This is a genomic window from Kosakonia sp. CCTCC M2018092 (assembly GCF_003864115.1).
GTDB classification, from domain to species: Bacteria; Pseudomonadota; Gammaproteobacteria; order Enterobacterales; family Enterobacteriaceae; genus Kosakonia; species Kosakonia cowanii.
Genome location: NZ_CP034225.1, coordinates 1527380 through 1546083, shown reverse-complemented (window position 1 = coordinate 1546083; position 18704 = coordinate 1527380). Strand labels below are relative to the sequence as shown.

Sequence of the window (18704 nt, the reverse complement as noted above, 5' to 3'; positions counted from 1 at the left end):
CTTTTATTTCACGGACAGGTAAGCAAATGAATCAGAGTCTGCTGGTGACAAAGCGTGATGGTGGCACTGAGCGCATCAATCTCGACAAAATTCATCGAGTACTGGATTGGGCCGCAGAAGGGTTGAGCAACGTTTCCATCTCTCAGGTGGAGCTGCGTTCACATATTCAGTTTTACGACGGTATCAAAACCTCCGATATCCACGAGACCATTATTAAAGCCGCTGCGGATCTCATCTCCCGCGATGCGCCGGACTATCAATACCTTGCCGCGCGCCTGGCGATTTTCCACCTGCGTAAAAAAGCCTACGGCCAGTTTGAACCACCTGCGCTGTTCGACCACGTGAAGAAGATGGTTGCGCTGGGTAAATACGATCATCATCTGCTGGAAGACTACAGCGAAGAAGAGTTCCAGCAGATGGACGGCTTTATTGATCACTGGCGTGATATGAACTTCTCCTACGCGGCCGTTAAGCAGCTGGAAGGGAAGTACCTGGTGCAGAACCGTGTGACTGGTGCGATCTATGAGAGCGCGCAGTTCCTCTATATTCTGGTTGCTGCCTGCCTCTTCTCCAACTACCCGCGCGAAACCCGTCTCGACTATGTGAAGCGTTTCTACGATGCAGTCTCGACCTTCAAAATTTCGCTGCCGACGCCGATCATGTCCGGCGTGCGTACGCCGACGCGTCAGTTCAGCTCCTGCGTACTGATCGAGTGCGGCGACAGCCTGGACTCCATCAACGCCACCTCCAGCGCGATTGTGAAGTACGTTTCCCAGCGCGCCGGTATCGGCATTAACGCCGGTCGCATCCGTGCGCTGGGCAGCCCGATCCGCGGCGGTGAAGCATTCCACACCGGTTGTGTGCCGTTCTACAAACACTTCCAGACCGCGGTGAAATCCTGCTCGCAGGGCGGCGTTCGCGGCGGCGCGGCGACCCTCTTCTACCCGATGTGGCATCTGGAAGTGGAAAGCCTGCTGGTGCTGAAAAACAACCGCGGCGTCGAAGGCAACCGCGTGCGTCATATGGACTACGGCGTACAGATCAACAAACTGATGTATACCCGTCTGCTGAAAGGTGAAGATATCACCCTGTTCAGCCCATCCGACGTGCCGGGTCTGTATGACGCCTTCTTCGCCGATCAGGATGAGTTCGAGCGTCTGTATACGCAGTACGAGAAAGATGACTCCATCCGCAAACAGCGTATTAAAGCGGTCGATCTCTTCTCGCTGATGATGCAGGAACGCGCCTCGACCGGCCGTATCTACATCCAGAACGTCGACCACTGCAACACCCACAGCCCGTTTGATCCGGCTGTTGCGCCGGTGCGTCAGTCCAACCTGTGCCTTGAGATCGCCCTGCCGACCAAGCCGCTGGAAGATGTTAACGATGAAAACGGCGAGATCGCGCTCTGCACGCTCTCTGCCTTTAACCTCGGTGCGATTAAGAGCCTCGACGAACTGGAAGAGCTGGCAACACTGGCCGTGCGTGCCCTCGACGCCCTGCTTGATTACCAGGACTATCCGATCCCGGCCGCAAAACGTGGCGCAATGGGTCGTCGTACCCTCGGTATTGGCGTGATCAACTTCGCCTACTGGCTGGCGAAAAACGGCAAACGCTACTCCGACGGCAGCGCCAACAACCTGACGCACCAGACCTTCGAAGCAATTCAGTACTGGCTGCTGAAAGCCTCCAACGAGCTGGCGAAAGAGCAAGGTGCCTGCCCGTGGTTCAACGAAACCACCTACGCTAAAGGCATTCTGCCGATCGATACCTATAAAAAGGATCTCGATGGCATTACCAGCGAGCCGCTGCACTACAACTGGGAAGCGCTGCGTGACGATATCACCACTCACGGCCTGCGTAACTCGACGCTCTCTGCCCTGATGCCGTCTGAAACCTCGTCGCAGATCTCCAACGCCACCAACGGCATTGAGCCGCCGCGCGGCCACGTGAGCATCAAAGCGTCGAAAGATGGCATCCTGCGCCAGGTGGTGCCGGATTATGAAGAGCTGAAAGATGCCTACGAGCTGCTGTGGGAAATGCCGAACAATGACGGCTACCTCCAACTGGTCGGCATTATGCAGAAGTTTATCGACCAGTCGATTTCAGCGAACACCAACTACGATCCGACCCGCTTCCCGTCGGGCAAGGTGCCGATGCAGCAGCTGCTGAAAGACCTGCTGACCGCCTACAAATTTGGTGTGAAGACGCTCTACTATCAAAACACCCGCGACGGCGCGGAAGATGCGCAGGATGACCTGGTCCCTTCTATCCAGGACGATGGCTGCGAAAGCGGCGCATGTAAGATCTAACTAAGGGGCGGGGAAACCCGCCCTTTTTTTCGCAAGACAGGACTCACATTCATGGCATACACCACCTTTTCTCAGAAGAAAAACGATCAGCTGCTCGAGCCGATGTTCTTTGGCCAGCCGGTGAACGTGGCGCGCTACGACCAGCAAAAATATGACATCTTCGAAAAGCTGATCGAAAAGCAACTCTCCTTCTTCTGGCGTCCGGAAGAAGTTGATGTTTCCCGCGATCGCATCGACTTCCAGGCACTGCCGGAACATGAAAAGCATATCTTTATCAGCAACCTGAAGTATCAGACGCTGCTGGACTCGATTCAGGGCCGTAGCCCGAACGTCGCGCTGCTGCCGCTGATCTCCATTCCGGAACTGGAAACCTGGGTGGAAACCTGGGCGTTTTCAGAAACCATTCACTCGCGCTCCTACACCCATATCATCCGCAATATCGTTAACGATCCGGCGGTGGTGTTTGACGATATCGTCACCAATGAGCAGATCCTCAAGCGCGCGGAAGGGATCTCCTCCTTCTATGACGAGCTGATTGAGATGACCAACTACTGGCATCTGCTGGGCGAAGGCACCCATAGCGTGAACGGTAAAACCGTCACCATCAGCCTGCGCGAACTGAAGAAGAAGCTCTATCTCTGCCTGATGAGCGTGAACGCGCTGGAAGCGATCCGCTTCTATGTCAGCTTCGCCTGCTCCTTCGCTTTCGCCGAACGCGAACTGATGGAAGGCAACGCCAAAATCATCCGCCTGATCGCCCGTGATGAAGCCCTGCACCTGACCGGCACCCAGCATATGCTGAACCTGCTGCGTTCCGGGGTTGACGATCCGGAGATGGCGGAGATTGCCGAAGAGTGCAAAAAAGAGTGCTACGACCTGTTTGTGCAGGCGGCGCAGCAGGAGAAAGAGTGGGCGGAGTATCTCTTCTCTGGCGGCTCAATGATTGGCCTGAACAAAGATATCCTCTGCCAGTATGTTGAGTACATCACCAACATCCGTATGCAGGCGGTGGGCCTTGAGCTGCCATTCCAGACCCGCTCCAACCCGATTCCGTGGATCAACACCTGGCTGGTGTCCGATAACGTGCAGGTTGCGCCGCAGGAAGTGGAAGTGAGCTCCTACCTTGTCGGGCAGATCGACTCGCAGGTCGATACCGACGATCTGAGCAACTTCCAGCTGTGATGAGCCGGGTTACGCTCCGCCTTTCCGGCACGCATGTGCATTGCCAGGAAGAGCACCCCTCCCTGCTGGTGGCGCTGGAGTCCCAGCATGTGGAAGTTGAATACCAGTGCCGTGAAGGCTACTGCGGCTCCTGCCGCTGTCGGCTGGTAGCAGGCCAGGTGGACTGGATTAGCGAGCCGCTGGCCTTTATCAACGAAGGGGAAATTTTGCCCTGCTGCTGCCGGGCGAAAGGCGATATCGAGATCGAGATGTAAACAATGCCGGGTGGCACTGCGTTTACCCGGCCTACATTTTCTGCACACTCATCTTTTGTAGGCCTGATAAGCGAAAGCGCCATCAGGCAATATGCCCACCTGACTGCACGCTCATCCCCCGTAGGCCTGATAAGCGAAGCGCCATCAGGCAATATGCCCACCTTGACTGCACGCTCATCCACCCGTAGGCCTGATAAGCGAAGCGCCATCAGGCAACTTCACTTACCAGACCCCGCTTTTATTTACGCTTTAAAAACTGCACCGCTTTATCGGGGAAATCGGTAAACAACCCGTCGACCCCGGCCTGGTGGTACAACACCTCATAAAGCTGATTCACATCGCTGGCATACGGCGGAAGCTGATCGGCGCGCACCGTAAACGGGTGCACCTGCAAATGGCTGGCATGCGCCTCTTTCACCATTGCGGTTAACTGCACATGACCCGGCTTCGAGCCATCCGCCACCAGCATATGGTAATCGGGGCCGATACCATCCGCGTACTGCGCAATCTGCTTCATCGCGCCGGGTTTCAGCATCCAGTCATAATCGTAATTAACCCACTTGCCGTCCGGCTGCTTCTGCTGGGTCTCATTCCATTTGGTATAGGCAATCAGCTGCACCAGATTGAGATCCATCCCCATCTTCGGCTCAAGCTCATTTTTGATGCGCTTCAGCTCATCAGCGTCGAAACATTGCAGATAGACCTTATCTTTCTTGCTGCTGTAACCGTACTTCTTCAGCACCTCGAGGGTCGCCTTCGCGATATCCTTCCCTTCCTGATGGTGGAACCACGGGGCTTTGATCTCCGGATAAATCCCGATATCTTTGCCGGTCGAGTGGTTCAGCCCCTGCACAAACTCAATCTCCTCTTCAAAGGTATGAATGCGGAAATCGGATTTGCCCATTGGGAAACGGCGCGGGAAAACCTGCTCTTTCTTGCCGTTCTTTAACTCAAACCCTTCGCTGAATTTCAGCGAGCGGATCTCATCCAGGGTGAAATCGATGGCGTAATAACGGCCATCTTTGCGGGCGCGGTCGGGAAAGCGCTCGGCAACATCGGTGACGCGATCGAGATAGTGGTCATGCAGCACCACCAGACGATCGTCTTTGGTCATCACCAGATCCTGCTCCAGATAATCGGCACCCTGGGCATAGGCCATCGCTTTGGCAGGCAGCGTATGCTCCGGCAGATACCCGCTGGCGCCGCGATGGGCGATCACCAGCTTCTCGGCGGCCAGCGCCTGGCCTGCCATCAGGCCCGCCAGCAGCAGGCCTGCCGTAATGCGGCTAAAGGTCAATTTCATAACATCTCCTGTTATTGACGACGCGCAAGCACGTCAGCGTGATGGCGTTTTTCGCCAATCATCACCACGATCAGCAGCAGTACCGCCAGTACGCTGCCCCCGATCATCACCATGAAACCGCCGTCCCAGCCGAAGAAATCGACGGTGTAGCCAACAATGGCGCTCGCCGCCACCGAGCCACCGAGGTAGCCAAACAGACCGGTAAAGCCCGCTGCGGTACCGGCCGCTTTCTTCGGTGCCAGCTCCAGCGCGTGCAGACCAATCAGCATTACCGGGCCATAAATCAGGAAGCCAATGACGATCATGCAGGCCATATCGACGCCCGGGTTGCCCGCCGGGTTGAGCCAGTAAACGATGGTGGCGATGGTCACCAGCGTCATAAAGAAGACGCCGGTCGCGCCGCGGTTGCCTTTAAAGACTTTGTCCGACATCCAGCCGCAGATTAGCGTGCCGGGAATGCCTGCGTACTCATAGAGGAAGTAGGCCCAGGAGGATTTATCCAGCGCGAAGTGCTTCACCTCTTTCAGGTAGGTCGGCGACCAGTCGAGGATGCCGTAGCGCAGCAGATAGACAAAGACGTTAGCGATGGCGATATACCACAGCAGCTTGTTCGGCAGCACGTACTGCATAAAGATCTGCTTCGCCGTCAGCTCCTCTTCATGCTTGTCGCTGTAATCATCCGGGTAGTCGTTTTTGTACTCTTCAATCGGCGGCAGACCGCAGGATTGCGGCGTATCGCGCATCAGTGCAAAAGCGATAATCGCCACCAGAATCGCACCAAATGCAGGCATATAGAGCGCCGCGTGCCAGTCGTTAAACCACGCCATCCCCAGCAGGAAGAGCAGCGGAGGCAGACCGCCGCCGACGTTATGGGCGCAGTTCCACACCGACACAATGCTGCCGCGCTCCTTCTGCGACCACCAGTGCACCATCGTGCGTCCGCACGGCGGCCAGCCCATCCCCTGGAACCAGCCGCAGAGGAACAGCAGCACAAACATCACCGCAATGCTGGAGGTAGCCCACGGCACAAAGCCCATAAACAGCATTACTGCCGCTGCGAGGATCAGACCAGCGGGCAGGAAAACGCGCGGATTCGAGCGATCCGACACCGAGCCCATAATGAATTTTGAGAAGCCGTAGGCAATTGAGATCCCCGACAGCGCAAAGCCCAGATCGCCGCGCGAGAAGCCCTGCTCCACCAGATAGGGCATCGCCAGCGCAAAGTTCTTACGCACCAGGTAGTAGGCGGCGTAGCCAAAGAAGATGCCCAGAAAGATTTGCCAGCGTAAGCGGCGGTACAGAGGATCAACCTGCGCGTCGGGCACGCGAGACTGGTGGGGGGCGGGTTTGAAAATGCTCAACATAAACTGCCTCCGTGGCACGGTAAAAGTCATGACATCAGGCGTCATGAGTGAAAACGAAAATCGCTTGAGTTGTTCGCGGCGGATTGTAGAGAAAGTTTTGACGAGAAAGAATGAAATGCCACATATAATGTTACAGAAATATGACAAAGCTCTAACTTCGTGCGGAAAAGTGCATTTCACTTTCGTTTCTTGTTCGTATATGCGCGATATCAAACAAACCACAGTAAGGGTATGGCTAAATGGTCGGTAAAGAACGTCGACCAGCCAGGAGACGACCGTGCCCTACTCAAACGACTACGATGTGATCATTATTGGCGGCGGCGCAACGGGTGCCGGTATCGCCCGTGATTGCGCCCTGCGTGGCCTGCGCGCTGTTCTGCTCGAACGCCACGACATTGCCACCGGTGCCACCGGCCGCAACCACGGTTTGCTGCACAGCGGCGCGCGTTATGCGGTAACCGACAACGAATCAGCGCGTGAATGCATCGCCGAAAACCAGATCCTCAAACGTATTGCCCGCCACTGTATTGAAGCGACCGACGGGCTATTTATCACCCTGCCGGAAGACGATCTGAGCTACCAGGCACACTTCATTGAGGCCTGCACCCGCGCCGGGATTGCCGCGCAGGCCATTAGCCCACAGGAAGCCAGGCGCATGGAGCCGAGCGTTAACCCGCAGCTTATCGGCGCGGTGCGCGTGCCGGACGGCACTGTCGACCCCTTCCGCCTCACCGCCAGCAATATGCTTGATGCCCGCGAGCACGGCGCGAAAATCCTCACCGGCCATGAAGTTTGCGGCCTGCTGCGCACGGGCGACACGGTGTATGGCGTGCGCCTGCGCCATCTCGCCAGCGGTGAAATCCGCGATCTGCGTGCCCCGGTGGTGGTCAATGCCGCCGGGATTTGGGGCCAGCACATCGCGGAGTATGCCGATTTGCGCATTCGCATGTTCCCGGCAAAAGGCGCGCTGCTGATCCTCGATCACCGCATTAATCAGCATGTTATCAACCGCTGCCGCAAGCCCGCTGATGCCGATATTCTTGTGCCCGGCGACACTATTTCACTGATTGGTACCACCTCCACGCAGATTGATTATGCCGATATCGATAACGTGCGCGTCACGGCGGATGAGGTCGATATTCTGCTGCGCGAAGGGGAGAAACTGGCACCGGTAATGGGGCAAACGCGCATCCTGCGCGCCTATGCTGGCGTGCGTCCGCTGGTGGCGAGCGATGAGGATCCCAGCGGGCGCAACGTCAGCCGCGGCATTGTGCTGCTCGACCACGCTGCGCGCGACGGGCTGGAGGGGTTTATCACTATTACCGGCGGCAAACTGATGACCTACCGTCTGATGGCCGAATGGGCAACGGATGCCGTCTGCCGCAAGCTCAACCATAACGTAGCCTGCACCACGGCGACGAAAGCGCTGCCGGGATCGCTGGGTTCACCAGACGAGGCACTGAAGAAGATCATCTCCCTGCCAACGCCGCTGCGCGGTTCAGCGGTCTACCGCCACGGCGATCGCGCCCCGGCGTGGCTCGCCAGCGACCGACACAACCGCAGCCTGGTGTGTGAGTGCGAAGCCGTCACCGCCGGGGAAGTGCAGTATGCGGTGGAAAACCTCAATGTCACCTCGCTGCTCGATCTGCGCCGCCGCACCCGCGTCGGCATGGGCACCTGCCAGGGCGAGCTCTGCGCCTGCCGCGCCGCCGGGCAGCTTAACCGGCTGCATGTCACGCGCGACAACGAAGCGCGCAGGCAGCTGGCGGAGTTTCTGAACGAGCGCTGGAAGGGAATTAAACCTATCGCCTGGGGCGATGCGCTGCGTGAAAGCGAGTTTACCCGCTGGGTTTACCAGGGGCTGTGCGGGCTGGAGAAGGAGCAGGATGATGAGATTTGATACGGTGATTATCGGCGGCGGGCTGGCGGGATTGCTGTGCGGCATTCGTCTGAGCGAGAGCGGCCAGCGCTGCGCGATTGTCAGCCGCGGGCAGAGCGCGCTGAGCTTCTCTTCCGGCTCTCTCGATCTGCTCTCCCGTCTGCCGGACGGCAAACCGGTCGGCACGCTGACGGAGGCCATTGCGCACCTGCAACACCATCACCCCGAGCACCCCTATGCGCGGCTCGGCGTCGAGCGCGTGCGCCACTATGCGCGGCAAACCCAAACCCTGCTCGCCGACTGCGGGCTACAGATGCAGGGCGATGTCGATACGCCGCACCTGCGCGTCACGCCGCTGGGCACTTATCGCCGGGCGTGGCTCAGCCCGCAAGAGATTGCGTTGAAACCGCAGCAGGGGCTGCGCGTCGGCGTCGTTGGCATCAGCGGCTTTCTCGACTTTCAGCCCGAACTGGCAGTAGAAGCGCTGCGCCAGCGCGGTATTGCTGCCGGAGCGGAAGAGATTGCGCTACCGCTTCTCGACACGCTTCGCGATAACCCGAGCGAATTTCGCGCCGTGACCATCGCACGCCAGCTCGATCGCCCTGAACACTACGCCGATCTCTGTGCCGCCCTGCGCCCGCTGAGTACGCGGTACGAGATGCTGTGGCTCCCCGCCTGTTTTGGTCTGACGGAGAGTAAAGTGTTTACGCAGTTAAGCGAAGATCTGGCCTGCCCGCTGCGGCTGATCGCCACGCTGCCGCCTTCAGTCATGGGCATGCGCTTACAGCACGCCTTGCAGCAGCGGTTTACGCGCAGCGGCGGCAGCTGGATGCCGGGCGATGAGGTGCTGCGCGCCGATATTCATCACGGCCAGGTAACGCAGCTCTGGACGCGCAAGCATGACGATCTGCCGCTGCGCGCCCGCCATATCGTACTGGCCAGCGGCAGCTTTTTCAGTAACGGGCTGGTCGCCGGGCGCGATCGCGTGCGCGAAGCGGTATTCAATCTCGATATCCTGCAAAGCGCCTCACGCCGGGAGTGGTATGGCGACGATCTCTTTGCCCCGCAGCCGTGGCACCAGTTCGGCGTGCGCACCGATGCGCAACTGCGCGGTCTGCGCGACGGGCAAGCGCTTGAAAATCTCTATGCGATCGGCTCGCTACTTGGCGGCTATGACGCCATCGCCCAGGGCTGCGGCGGCGGTGTTTGCGCCGTGACGGCGCTGCATGCTGCGCAACAGATCCTCGATCAGGGAGGAGAACCCTAATGCACAATTCTTTCGAAAGCTGTATCAAATGTACCGCCTGCACCACCGCCTGCCCGGTAAGCCGGGTTAACCCCGCCTACCCCGGGCCGAAACAGGCCGGGCCGGATGGCGAGCGGCTGCGGCTGAAAGATGCCGCGCTGTATGACGAAGCGCTGAAATATTGCACCAACTGTAAGCGCTGCGAAACCGCCTGCCCGTCCGGGGTAAAAATTGGCGATCTGATCCAGCGCGCCCGCGCGCAGCATGGGGCAAAACCGCTCTCAGTGCGTAACGCCATTCTTAGCCATACGGATTTGATGGGTACCCTGTCGACACCTCTCGCGCCGCTGGTCAACGCCGCGACATCACTGAAACCGGTGCGCCAGTTGCTGGATAAAACGTTAAAAATCGATCACCACCGCACGCTGCCGAAATACGCTCGCGGCGGCACGTTTCGCCACTGGTATCGCAGCGTGGCGGCGCAGCAGCGCGCCTATGGCGAGCAGGTGGCGTTTTTCCACGGTTGCTATGTCAATTACAACCATCCACAGCTGGGGAAAGACCTGATCCGCGTGCTGAATCAGATGGGCATTGGCGTGCAGTTACTGCAGCGTGAGAAGTGTTGCGGCGTCCCGCTAATTGCCAACGGCTACTTCGCTAAGGCGAAAAAGCAGGCGCAGTTCAATCTCAGCGCATTAGAGCAGGCGATTGGCATGGATGGAATGCAGGTGCTCGCCACCTCCTCCACCTGCGCCTTCACCCTGCGCGACGAGTATCCGCACCTGCTGGAGGTCGATAACAGCCACCTGCGCTCGCACATCGATTTAGCCACCCGCTGGATCTGGCGACAGCTCGATGAGGGGCATACGCTGCGGCTGAGGGAGATGCCGCTGAAAGTGGTTTATCACACGCCGTGTCATATGGAGAAGATGGGCTGGACGCACTACACGCTGGATCTGCTGCGGCGCATTCCGGGGCTGGAACTGACGGTGCTGGACTCGGCCTGCTGCGGCATCGCGGGCACCTACGGTTTTAAGCGGGAGAACTACGCCACCTCGCAGGCCATTGGCGCACCGCTGTTTGCGCAAATTGACGCCAGCGGCGCGGATCTGGTGGTGACGGATTGTGAGACCTGCAAATGGCAGATTGAGATGTCCACCGGCAAACCCTGCGAACATCCCATTACGCTGCTGGCGCGGGCATTAGGCTAACGCCCGCGATTGTTTACAAGTTATTCCACGGCGAGGGTTTCGACCACCGCAATCCAGCCGTGATCGCTGGCGATATCTTTGCCCGCCAGCCAGCGGCGCAGGATATTGAGCGCCATCATTGCGCAGACTTCCTGGCGCACCGCCAGGCTGTGGCGGCTGCTGTTGAACTTCACCCGCAGGGCGCGGGTGCCTTCCGGCGTCGCCAGCGCAAAGTTGAGATGATCCTCTTCCAGCCCGGTGACGGTTAACGCCAGCCCGGCGAGATGCCGGTTGCGTGACTCGGTTGTCCAGCGCGCGGTTTGTGCCAGCGCTTCCGCCTGCGACGGCAGCACTTCGCTGGCGAGCAATGGCGCACCAGCGCGGGAGAGTTGCAACGCGATAAGCCCGCTGGTGAACTGCTCGCTCAGGGTGAGGCTCAGCTGGCGCTCGCGCAGCGCGGCGGCAATCGCAGCCGGTAACCCCTCGGTGCCTTCAAAAATCAGGCTTTCCCCCGCCACTTTTTTCACTTCCGGCCACAGCGCTTCCATCGCCGGACGCTGCTCCGCCGGGCCGGTCAATTTGAGTTCGATGATCGGCATTGATGAGCGGTAGCCCATTACCACGCCGGGCGGTAAATCAAGGTGCTGAAGTTTTTCAGCCAGATCGCTTTCGGAGCGACCAAAGGTGGTCAGACGCAGGCAGACCGGCGGCTGCGGCAGAGTGAAACGCTCGCGCAGACGCGGCAGGATCTCCTGCTCGACCATCACTTTAAATTCTGAGGGGACGCCGGGGGTAAAGAACATCAGGCAGCGGTTAAACTGCAATGCAAACCCGCAGGCGGTGCCGACCGGGTTATCGACCAGCTCGGCGCTGGCGGGGATCTCCGCCTGCTTGCGATTGCTGGGTGCCATGACGCGGCCGCGATCGGTAAAAAAGCGCTCCATCTGCTTAAGCCACGCTTCGTGCAGCACCAGCGTTTCGCCTTTGGCGGTGGCCGCTGCCAGCGCGCTCAAATCGTCGCTGGTTGGCCCAAGACCGCCATTGACGATCAGCACATCGGCCTGCTCGCTGCGCTCGCGCAAAATCGCAATCAAGTCGTCGAGGTTATCGCCAACGGTATGGCGGCGCGTTAACGGCAACCCCTGGTTAAAAAATACGTCGGCCAGCCAGGCCGCATTGGTATCGACAATCTGGCCATGCAGCACTTCATCGCCGGTCGATAACATCTCCACATTTAACATCGTTCGCTCCTGCAATCGGGGTTGAAACACTATAGCGCATGCGCAGACTAAAGCGGGGGAAACGGGCGCGGCGGCTGCCGCGCCGGGGGATCAGAAGCTGGCGCTGGCGCCGAGATAAGGGCCATCGGCAACAACGTTGTCGCGACGGCCATCTTTGCCTGCCATCTCAATGTAGCGATAACCGGCTTCGACGGTGAACGGGCGCATAATGGTATAACGCGCACCGGCTTTGGCTTCCTGGTACTCTTTAACGCCGCTTGAGAGCGAGTCCGGAGAGTAGTAATACTCGCCGAAAATGTTAAAGCTGCGGGCGATCTCCCACTGCAAACCGCCGCCGACAGCAATGGCGTAGCCTTCGCTGCCCTCATCCGGGTTCAGGTAGATGCCTTTACCGCCAACGGTTGCCAGGAACGGCCCGAGCGGCAGGTTGTAACCGAGCCCAAGGCTTGCGGTATCACCATCATCTTCGCTATGCGCCCAGTTACCGCTGACCGCGATACCACTGGTTTCGGTTCCCAGACCGAAACCGAGGCTGCTGTAATCTTTACCAATCTGTCCATTCAGGCTAATCGCCTGCGTACCGGCGGAGGCCAGCAACACGCCAGCACATCCTAATAGAGCTAACTTTTTCATTTTCACGTTCCGCACGAAACGGGGCAGCGCCCCAAAGCGTCTGATTGTACGCTTATTTTCCCGGCAGAAGAACGTCTAATAGCGTGCACAGCCTGAGGCAAACACGCTTTCGGGACTGAGGGATAAAAGCCTGCTCTGGGGAGTTCAGTGGCGGGCTTTCTCTACCATCTCAACCGGAATACCGGTCAGGGAGGCCACAACGCCAGGCTCCATCCCCTTTTCCAGCATCACTTTCGCGATGCGCATCGCCTCCTGCTGAACGCCTTCGGCTCGCCCCTGAGCCTGCCCCTCTTCGCGAAGATATTGTGCAATGTTCATTAACGTCTCCTTCTGCTGCTGATCCGCTTTTGCATCTCTGTCGCAAATTAGCACACTCTGAGCGCGTGTCAGCCGTCGGTTTTCGCTCTGTCGAGGCAGCTCGCAAAAAGAGTTGCGGCGCTAGCGCTGCTGCTGGTTAACCCATGTTTGCAGGGCGCGGCGGGAGATTTTGATGCCGCCGTTTTTCAGCTCCTCTGGCAACGGCAGCCAGCGCACCGGCTGTTGAAAACGCGCCAGCTGATCCGCCGCCCAGTGGCTGAAGGCCGCAACATTGACTTCGCTTTCACACTCAATTACCGCGACAGGGCGCTGACCAAACTCGACATCATCAACCGGTACCACAAACACCTGCTGCACCTGCGGATGACGGGCGATGGCGCGCTCCACCTCTTCAGGCTGAATGCCTTCGCCGCCGCTGAAAAAGAGGTTATCCAGCCGACCATGCAGGGTCAGACGCCCTTTATGCAGCGTGCCGCGATCGCGGGTGGCAAACCAGCCTGCATCGTTAAGCAGCGGCAGTAACGCGCCGTTGTGCCAGTAGCCTGCGGCGAGGCTCCCGGCACGCAGCCACACCTCGTCGCCGACAATTTTCACCTCACGCCCTGGCAACGCATAACCGACATCGGGCGCGCCGTCGGCCTCTTTCGCGCACACCGTTGAGGCAAACTCCGTCAAACCATACCCGCACCAGCAGCGGATGCCGCGCCCGCGCGCCTGTTCGGTCAGCTCTACCGGAATGGCCGCGCCGCCGAGCAGCACCGCTTTTAGTGACAGCGGGGCATTATCATTGAGTAAGCGCCAAAGCTGCGTCGGCACCAGCGAGGCATGGCTGCAGCCGCGCAGCGCCTGATCGAGCGGTAGCTTGTCGTGCACCGTCATGCGCGCGCCCGCCAACAGCCAGCGCCACAAAATGCCCTGCCCTGAGACATGAAACAGCGGCAGAGAGAGCAGCCAGTCATCTTCCTTATTAAAGGGGATTAATGCGAGCACGCCCTGCGCACTCGCCAGATGGGCGGCGCAGGTATGCACCGCCGCTTTCGGCAAACCGGTTGAGCCGGAAGTGAGCGTCATTGATGCCAGCCGCTGCGGCTGCCATGCAACCGCATGCTCACCCGGCGCTTGCGCACAGCGCAGCGCAGTAAAATCGTGCGCCAGCGGCGCGGGGGTGAGATCGAGGGCGAAGCGCAGGGTCATGGCGGGCAGGAGCGCATCCAGTAAGGCGGCAGGAAGCTGCGGATTGATGGGTAACACCCGCGCGCCACACTGCAACAGAGCCAGCCAGGCGAGCACCGTCTGCGGCTGGTTGCGCGCGCGCAGCATTACGCCATCACCCACGCCGACGCCCTGGCGGGCAAAGCCGCTCGCCAGGGCATCCACCTCGTCACAAAGCTGCTGCCAGGTGAGGGTGTGCTGGCCTGAGCGCAGCGCAGGCTGGTCGCCGCGCTGCTCGCGCCAGTATCGCCACGGCCAGTCAGGGAAAATCATAGTAACGCGTCCAGATCCGCCGCCGCGATGCAGGGCAGTTCACTGCCGGGCCAGCGGCGAACCAGTTGCGCGGTCATCAACTGCAACGTATCAAGACCAGGCACGGTACCGGGCGTCAGCCAGGCGGCAATCCGCGCCAGTTGCGTTAGCCCCAGGCTCGACTCCAGAGAGGAGCTGATCACCGCCGTCAAGCCGAGCGCATGTGCCGCCGCGACCTGCTGCGCCACTTTTTGCAGGCTGCCGGTGAGGGTCGGCTTGATCACTACTGCGCTGACGCCCGGCTGCGGCGTAAAGGTGAAATCCGCATCACGCAGGCTCTCATCCCAGGCAATCGCGATGCCGGTCTCCTCAGCAAAGGCCAGCGATGCTTCGCGGCTCTGGCACGGCTCTTCCAGAAAAGCGATGCGTGAGCGGTTGGCAGGCGCAACATATTTAGCGAACTGGCGCGCTTTCAGCGGCGTCCAGGCGCGGTTGGCATCCAGACGCAGGCGCAGATCGGGGATCGATTCCAGCAGCAGATTAACCACCATGCCGTCGCGCACCGCTTCGTAAAGGCCTACTTTCACCTTCGCCAGCTTCTCGCCGGGCAGTGCGCCAAGTGCGGCAAACAGCTCATCAGGATCGCCGGTGCAGAGCATCGCCGCACGGTAATCGGCAGGCTGCGGCAACTCCCCTGCCAGTTCAGCCAGCGCACAGCTCAGACCAAATGCCGCGCTGGGTTGAGATGGCAGCGCGGGTGAGGCGCCGTCACGCCAGGCCTGCACCCACGCCATCACCGCAGGCTGCACCTCATCGAGCGTCTCAACGCTGAACCCCGGCAGAGGGGTAATCTCGCCCCACCCTTCGCTGCCGTTTTCCTGCAACTGGATAAAGAGCCCGTCACGGGTTTTCAGCCGACGCTCGCGCAGCACCACGCCTGCATCCAGCGGGATCTGCCAGCGGTAGATCTGCGCCTGGCGCATTACGGGTTCCGTTTAAATTTGCTGAAGTCAGGCTGGCGCTTCTGGTTGAAGGCGTTGCGGCCTTCCTGACCCTCTTCGGTCATATAGAAGAGCATGGTGGCGTTGCCCGCCAGCTCCTGCAGCCCGGCCTGACCGTCGCAGTCGGCGTTCAGCGCCGCTTTCAGACAGCGCAGCGCCATCGGGCTGTTCTGCAACATTTCACGGCACCAGCGCACGGTCTCTTTTTCCAGATCTGCTAACGGCACCACGGTGTTGACCAACCCCATATCCAGCGCCTGCTGCGCATCATACTGGCGGCAGAGGAACCAGATTTCGCGCGCTTTCTTCTGGCCGACAATGCGCGCCATATAGGACGCGCCCCAGCCGCCGTCGAAGGAGCCAACTTTCGGGCCGGTCTGGCCGAAGATCGCGTTTTCTGCCGCGATGGTCAGATCGCACATCATATGCAGCACATGACCGCCGCCGATGGAGTAGCCCGCCACCATCGCCACCACCGGTTTCGGGCAGGTGCGGATCTGGCGCTGAAAATCGAGGACGTTGAGGTGATGCACGCCGGAGTCATCCTGGTAGCCGCCGTAATCGCCGCGCACCTTCTGATCGCCACCGGCACAGAAGGCTTTATCACCTTCACCGGTCAGGATAATCACCCCGATATTGTCGTCATAGCGTGCATCGGCCAGCGCCTGAATCATCTCTTTTACCGTCACAGGACGAAACGCGTTGCGCACTTCCGGGCGGTTGATAGTGATTTTGGCGATGCCGTCAGCGGATTTTTGATAACGGATATCGCTAAAGCCTTCGGAGCAGTCGTGCCACTCAACCGCGGCGTAAAGTTCTTTTTCATCAGGGTAGATCATGGTCGGTCCTTAATCTCAAGAGGCAGAATTCGCGCCAGCAGGGCAGCAACGGCCGTGGGATTCTCCCGGTGCGCGTTGTGCCCGGCGGCAGGAATGGCGTAACAGTGGCGTGCGACCTCGCTCGCCAGCGCCCGAAACTTACGGTCATGTTCGCCAAATAAATAGTGGACGGGAAAAGCGGCGTCCCGCAGCGCCGCACGCAGATCGGGCTGGCGGCCAAGCGACGTTGCCGCCAGCATCTGCGCCAGCGCGTTGCCATCGTTATGGCTACGCAGCGCAACCAGTGCCGCACGTTCGTTTTCTGTCAACGCGGCAAATACCGGCTGGCGATACCAGGCATCAAACACCTCGCTGAGCGGCTGGTGGCGCAGGCGCTGACACCACGCTTCATCAGCCTCCAGCCTTGCGGCACGCGCCTGTTCATCAGCAAGACCTGGGTGACCGCCTTCGATAATGATGCCCTGTAGCCCCGTTGGCTGCTGGCAAGCGTGAAACATCGCAATGCGGCCGCCGAGGGAGTACCCCACTAGCCAGTAGTTCAGTATGTTGTAACGACTAAGCGTCGATCGCAGCAGCGCATCCATCCCGGTAAAGGATTCAACAGAGGTTGTGGCGGATGCGCCGTGGCCCGGCAAATCGAGATAGAGACGCGGGAAATCCGTAAGCGCTGCGCCGACAGGCTGCCATTCGCGGCCATCACCGGAAAAACCGTGCAGAAACACCAGCCACGGCAGCGGCTGCCGACCAGCATGGATCTCTGCGTGCAAACTCATAACTGGCTGACCTGCGCGACAAGGTTTTGCAGGGTCTGCGCGCCGTCGGTCTCGTTTACCACCACTTCAATCACCGTCGCGCCCGGCTTCTGCCAGGCCTCGCTCAGCGCCTGCTCCAGCTGCGCCCAGCTCTCCGGGCGATGATAAGGAAGCTCGAACATCGCGGCGGCATGATCGAAATGGACATTCTGCGGCATCAGATAGAAGCGCTCGCGCTCGGCGGGCGGGGTCGGTAACAGGGAGAAGATCTGCCCGCCGTTGTTATTGACCACCAGCAGCACAAAGGGCGCGGAGGCCTGGCGCAGCAGTGCGAGGGCGTTGAGATCGTAGAGCGCAGAGAGATCGCCGACGATTGCCAGCGTCGGGCGCGCGGTAGCCCGCTGCACCCCGGCCGCGGTCGAGAGCAGGCCATCAATGCCGCTCGCGCCGCGGTTGCTGTAGACCGGATAACCTGCCGGCAACTGCGCCAGCGCATCCACCAGCCGCACCACCAGGCTGTTACCGAGAAAAAGCTGCCCCTGGTTTGGTAAGTAATCGCTAATACGGTGCGCCAGCTGCGCTTCGCCGAAATCCTCGCGCTGTAGACGCACCCGCTCCCAGGCAAGCGCTGCGAGCGAGGTCAGCGTTTCGCACCACGGTGCGCGCGGTTCAGCCGGATGCAGCGCCAGCCAGCCAGCCACATCCGCCACTAAACGACGGCCGCGATGGTGCGCCGGATCGAGCCTGCCGGGAAGGTTATCAATCAGCCAGTACTCTTGCGGCGTGCAGGTCGCCTGCCACTGTAAAAGACGTTTTCCGGTCAGGCTGCTGCCAAATTGCAGCACAATCTGCGCCTCGCTGAGCGCCTCGACGGCCTGGCTATTAGCAAGCCAGAGATCGGCGCAGGGTAGCGGCTGCCCGGTTTGCGATAACACATCGCCAATCAGCGGCCAGCCGAGGGTTTTCGCCCACTCAGCCAGCTTGCGTCCTTCAGCAGCACTCATACGCCCGGCAATCACCACGCCACGTTTCTGCCGCCAGGAGAACCAGTCCCGCTGGGTATCAACGCCGCACGGCGCGGAGGACTGTAGCCAGGGCTTATCATCCTGCCACCAGTCGCCTAACACCTGCTGCCAGCCAAGACCGGTCTCATCCATCTCGCCATACAGCGGCTCGGCAAACGGGCAGTTAATGTGCACCGCCCCGCCCTGCAATGTGCCCAACACATTATCAATCGTCGAGACCAGCCAGCGCGCCGGAATATCCTGTGACGGGCGCGGTAAGGCGATGGCCTCTGTCGGATGGGAAGCAAAGATGCCGGGCTGGCGAATCGCCTGGTTGGCACCGCAATCAATCAGCTCCGGCGGGCGATCCGCCGTCAGCAATATCAATTTTTCGCCGGTCAGCCCCGCTTCAATCAGCGCCGGGTAAAGGTTCGCCACGGCGGTACCGGAGGTGACGATCACCGCCACCGGTTCATGGCTCGCTTTCGCCAGCCCGAGCGCAAGATGGCCCAGCCCGCGTTCATCAAAATGGGTGTGATGAATAAATGCGCGGTTTTCGGCGGCGGCGAGCGTCAGCGGCGTCGAACGGGAGCCTGGCGCAATGCAGATATGCCTGACGCCGTGGCGCGTTAAGGCTTCCAGAATCACCGCGGCCCAGCGTCGGTTGAATGAGCTTATCGACATGAATTTGTCCGGTATCAATATTGGGACTAAGTATAAAT

General features: G+C 59.8%; 16 protein-coding genes. 6 read left to right on the top strand and 10 right to left on the bottom strand.

Annotation, left to right across the window (positions count from 1 at the left end; translation table 11 throughout):
* The first annotated feature begins 26 nt into the window (after positions 1-26).
* Genes nrdA through yfaE form a run of 3 tightly spaced genes read left to right on the top strand, consistent with a single transcriptional unit; the run spans position 27 to position 3748 of the window.
* On the top strand, positions 27-2312 hold the full coding sequence (nrdA, locus tag EH164_RS07300; RefSeq protein WP_023479851.1) for a class 1a ribonucleoside-diphosphate reductase subunit alpha: 2286 nt from the start codon (positions 27-29) through the stop codon (positions 2310-2312).
* Between the two features lie 51 nt (positions 2313-2363).
* Positions 2364-3494, top strand: a complete 1131-nt coding sequence (gene nrdB / locus EH164_RS07295) for a class Ia ribonucleoside-diphosphate reductase subunit beta (RefSeq protein ID WP_124967777.1) — start codon at positions 2364-2366, stop codon at positions 3492-3494.
* Positions 3494-3748 carry a class I ribonucleotide reductase maintenance protein YfaE gene (yfaE, locus tag EH164_RS07290; protein ID WP_124971338.1) on the top strand — a complete coding sequence of 85 codons (255 nt, stop codon included), beginning with the start codon at positions 3494-3496 and terminating at the stop codon, positions 3746-3748. Before nrdB ends, yfaE begins: the two co-directional genes overlap by 1 nt.
* Before the next feature lie 238 nt (positions 3749-3986).
* Here the strand turns inward: yfaE and glpQ are convergent, their stop codons facing one another.
* Positions 3987-5051 carry a glycerophosphodiester phosphodiesterase gene (gene glpQ / locus EH164_RS07285; protein WP_124967776.1) on the bottom strand — a complete coding sequence of 355 codons (1065 nt, stop codon included), beginning with the start codon at positions 5049-5051 and terminating at the stop codon, positions 3987-3989.
* Positions 5052-5062: 11 nt separating this feature from the next.
* Complete coding sequence (gene glpT, locus EH164_RS07280; RefSeq protein WP_023479895.1) at positions 5063-6415, bottom strand: glycerol-3-phosphate transporter; 1353 nt, start codon at positions 6413-6415, stop codon at positions 5063-5065.
* Between the two features lie 277 nt (positions 6416-6692).
* On the opposite strand from glpT, the gene glpA reads away from it, so the two are divergent.
* From glpA to glpC, 3 genes are read left to right on the top strand one after another with little or no spacing between them, the layout of a single operon-like run.
* Positions 6693-8315, top strand: coding sequence for an anaerobic glycerol-3-phosphate dehydrogenase subunit A (gene glpA / locus EH164_RS07275; protein ID WP_124967775.1), 1623 nt, complete (start codon positions 6693-6695; stop codon positions 8313-8315).
* Positions 8305-9561 carry a glycerol-3-phosphate dehydrogenase subunit GlpB gene (gene glpB / locus EH164_RS07270; protein WP_124971335.1) on the top strand — a complete coding sequence of 419 codons (1257 nt, stop codon included), beginning with the start codon at positions 8305-8307 and terminating at the stop codon, positions 9559-9561. The genes glpA and glpB overlap by 11 nt, the downstream gene beginning before the upstream one ends.
* The gene (gene glpC, locus EH164_RS07265; protein ID WP_124967774.1) at positions 9561-10751 is read left to right on the top strand and encodes an anaerobic glycerol-3-phosphate dehydrogenase subunit GlpC; all 1191 of its coding nucleotides are present in this window, start codon (positions 9561-9563) and stop codon (positions 10749-10751) included. The genes glpB and glpC overlap by 1 nt, the downstream gene beginning before the upstream one ends.
* A 20-nt stretch (positions 10752-10771) precedes the next feature.
* On the opposite strand, the gene EH164_RS07260 is transcribed toward glpC, so the two are convergent.
* From EH164_RS07260 to menD, 8 genes are all read right to left on the bottom strand, one after another.
* On the bottom strand, positions 10772-11971 hold the full coding sequence (locus tag EH164_RS07260; protein WP_124967773.1) for a nicotinamide mononucleotide deamidase-related protein YfaY: 1200 nt from the start codon (positions 11969-11971) through the stop codon (positions 10772-10774).
* A 90-nt stretch (positions 11972-12061) separates the two neighbouring features.
* Positions 12062-12604: a YfaZ family outer membrane protein gene (locus EH164_RS07255; protein WP_124967772.1), complete on the bottom strand. Its 543-nt coding sequence runs from the start codon at positions 12602-12604 to the stop codon at positions 12062-12064.
* A 144-nt stretch (positions 12605-12748) separates the two neighbouring features.
* Positions 12749-12922, bottom strand: a complete 174-nt coding sequence (locus tag EH164_RS07250; RefSeq protein ID WP_206430697.1) for a hypothetical protein — start codon at positions 12920-12922, stop codon at positions 12749-12751.
* Positions 12923-13042: 120 nt separating this feature from the next.
* Positions 13043-14407 carry an o-succinylbenzoate--CoA ligase gene (gene menE / locus EH164_RS07245; protein WP_124967771.1) on the bottom strand — a complete coding sequence of 455 codons (1365 nt, stop codon included), beginning with the start codon at positions 14405-14407 and terminating at the stop codon, positions 13043-13045.
* Positions 14404-15369: an o-succinylbenzoate synthase gene (menC, locus tag EH164_RS07240; RefSeq protein ID WP_124967770.1), complete on the bottom strand. Its 966-nt coding sequence runs from the start codon at positions 15367-15369 to the stop codon at positions 14404-14406. Before menC ends, menE begins: the two co-directional genes overlap by 4 nt.
* Positions 15369-16226 (bottom strand): 1,4-dihydroxy-2-naphthoyl-CoA synthase, encoded by an 858-nt coding sequence (gene menB / locus EH164_RS07235; RefSeq protein ID WP_042714289.1) that lies wholly within the window; start codon positions 16224-16226, stop codon positions 15369-15371. The genes menC and menB overlap by 1 nt, the downstream gene beginning before the upstream one ends.
* Positions 16223-16999 (bottom strand): 2-succinyl-6-hydroxy-2,4-cyclohexadiene-1-carboxylate synthase, encoded by a 777-nt coding sequence (gene menH / locus EH164_RS07230; protein ID WP_124967769.1) that lies wholly within the window; start codon positions 16997-16999, stop codon positions 16223-16225. The genes menB and menH overlap by 4 nt, the downstream gene beginning before the upstream one ends.
* Positions 16996-18666, bottom strand: coding sequence for a 2-succinyl-5-enolpyruvyl-6-hydroxy-3-cyclohexene-1-carboxylic-acid synthase (gene menD, locus EH164_RS07225; RefSeq protein WP_124967768.1), 1671 nt, complete (start codon positions 18664-18666; stop codon positions 16996-16998). Before menD ends, menH begins: the two co-directional genes overlap by 4 nt.
* Between the last annotated feature and the right edge of the window lie 38 nt (positions 18667-18704).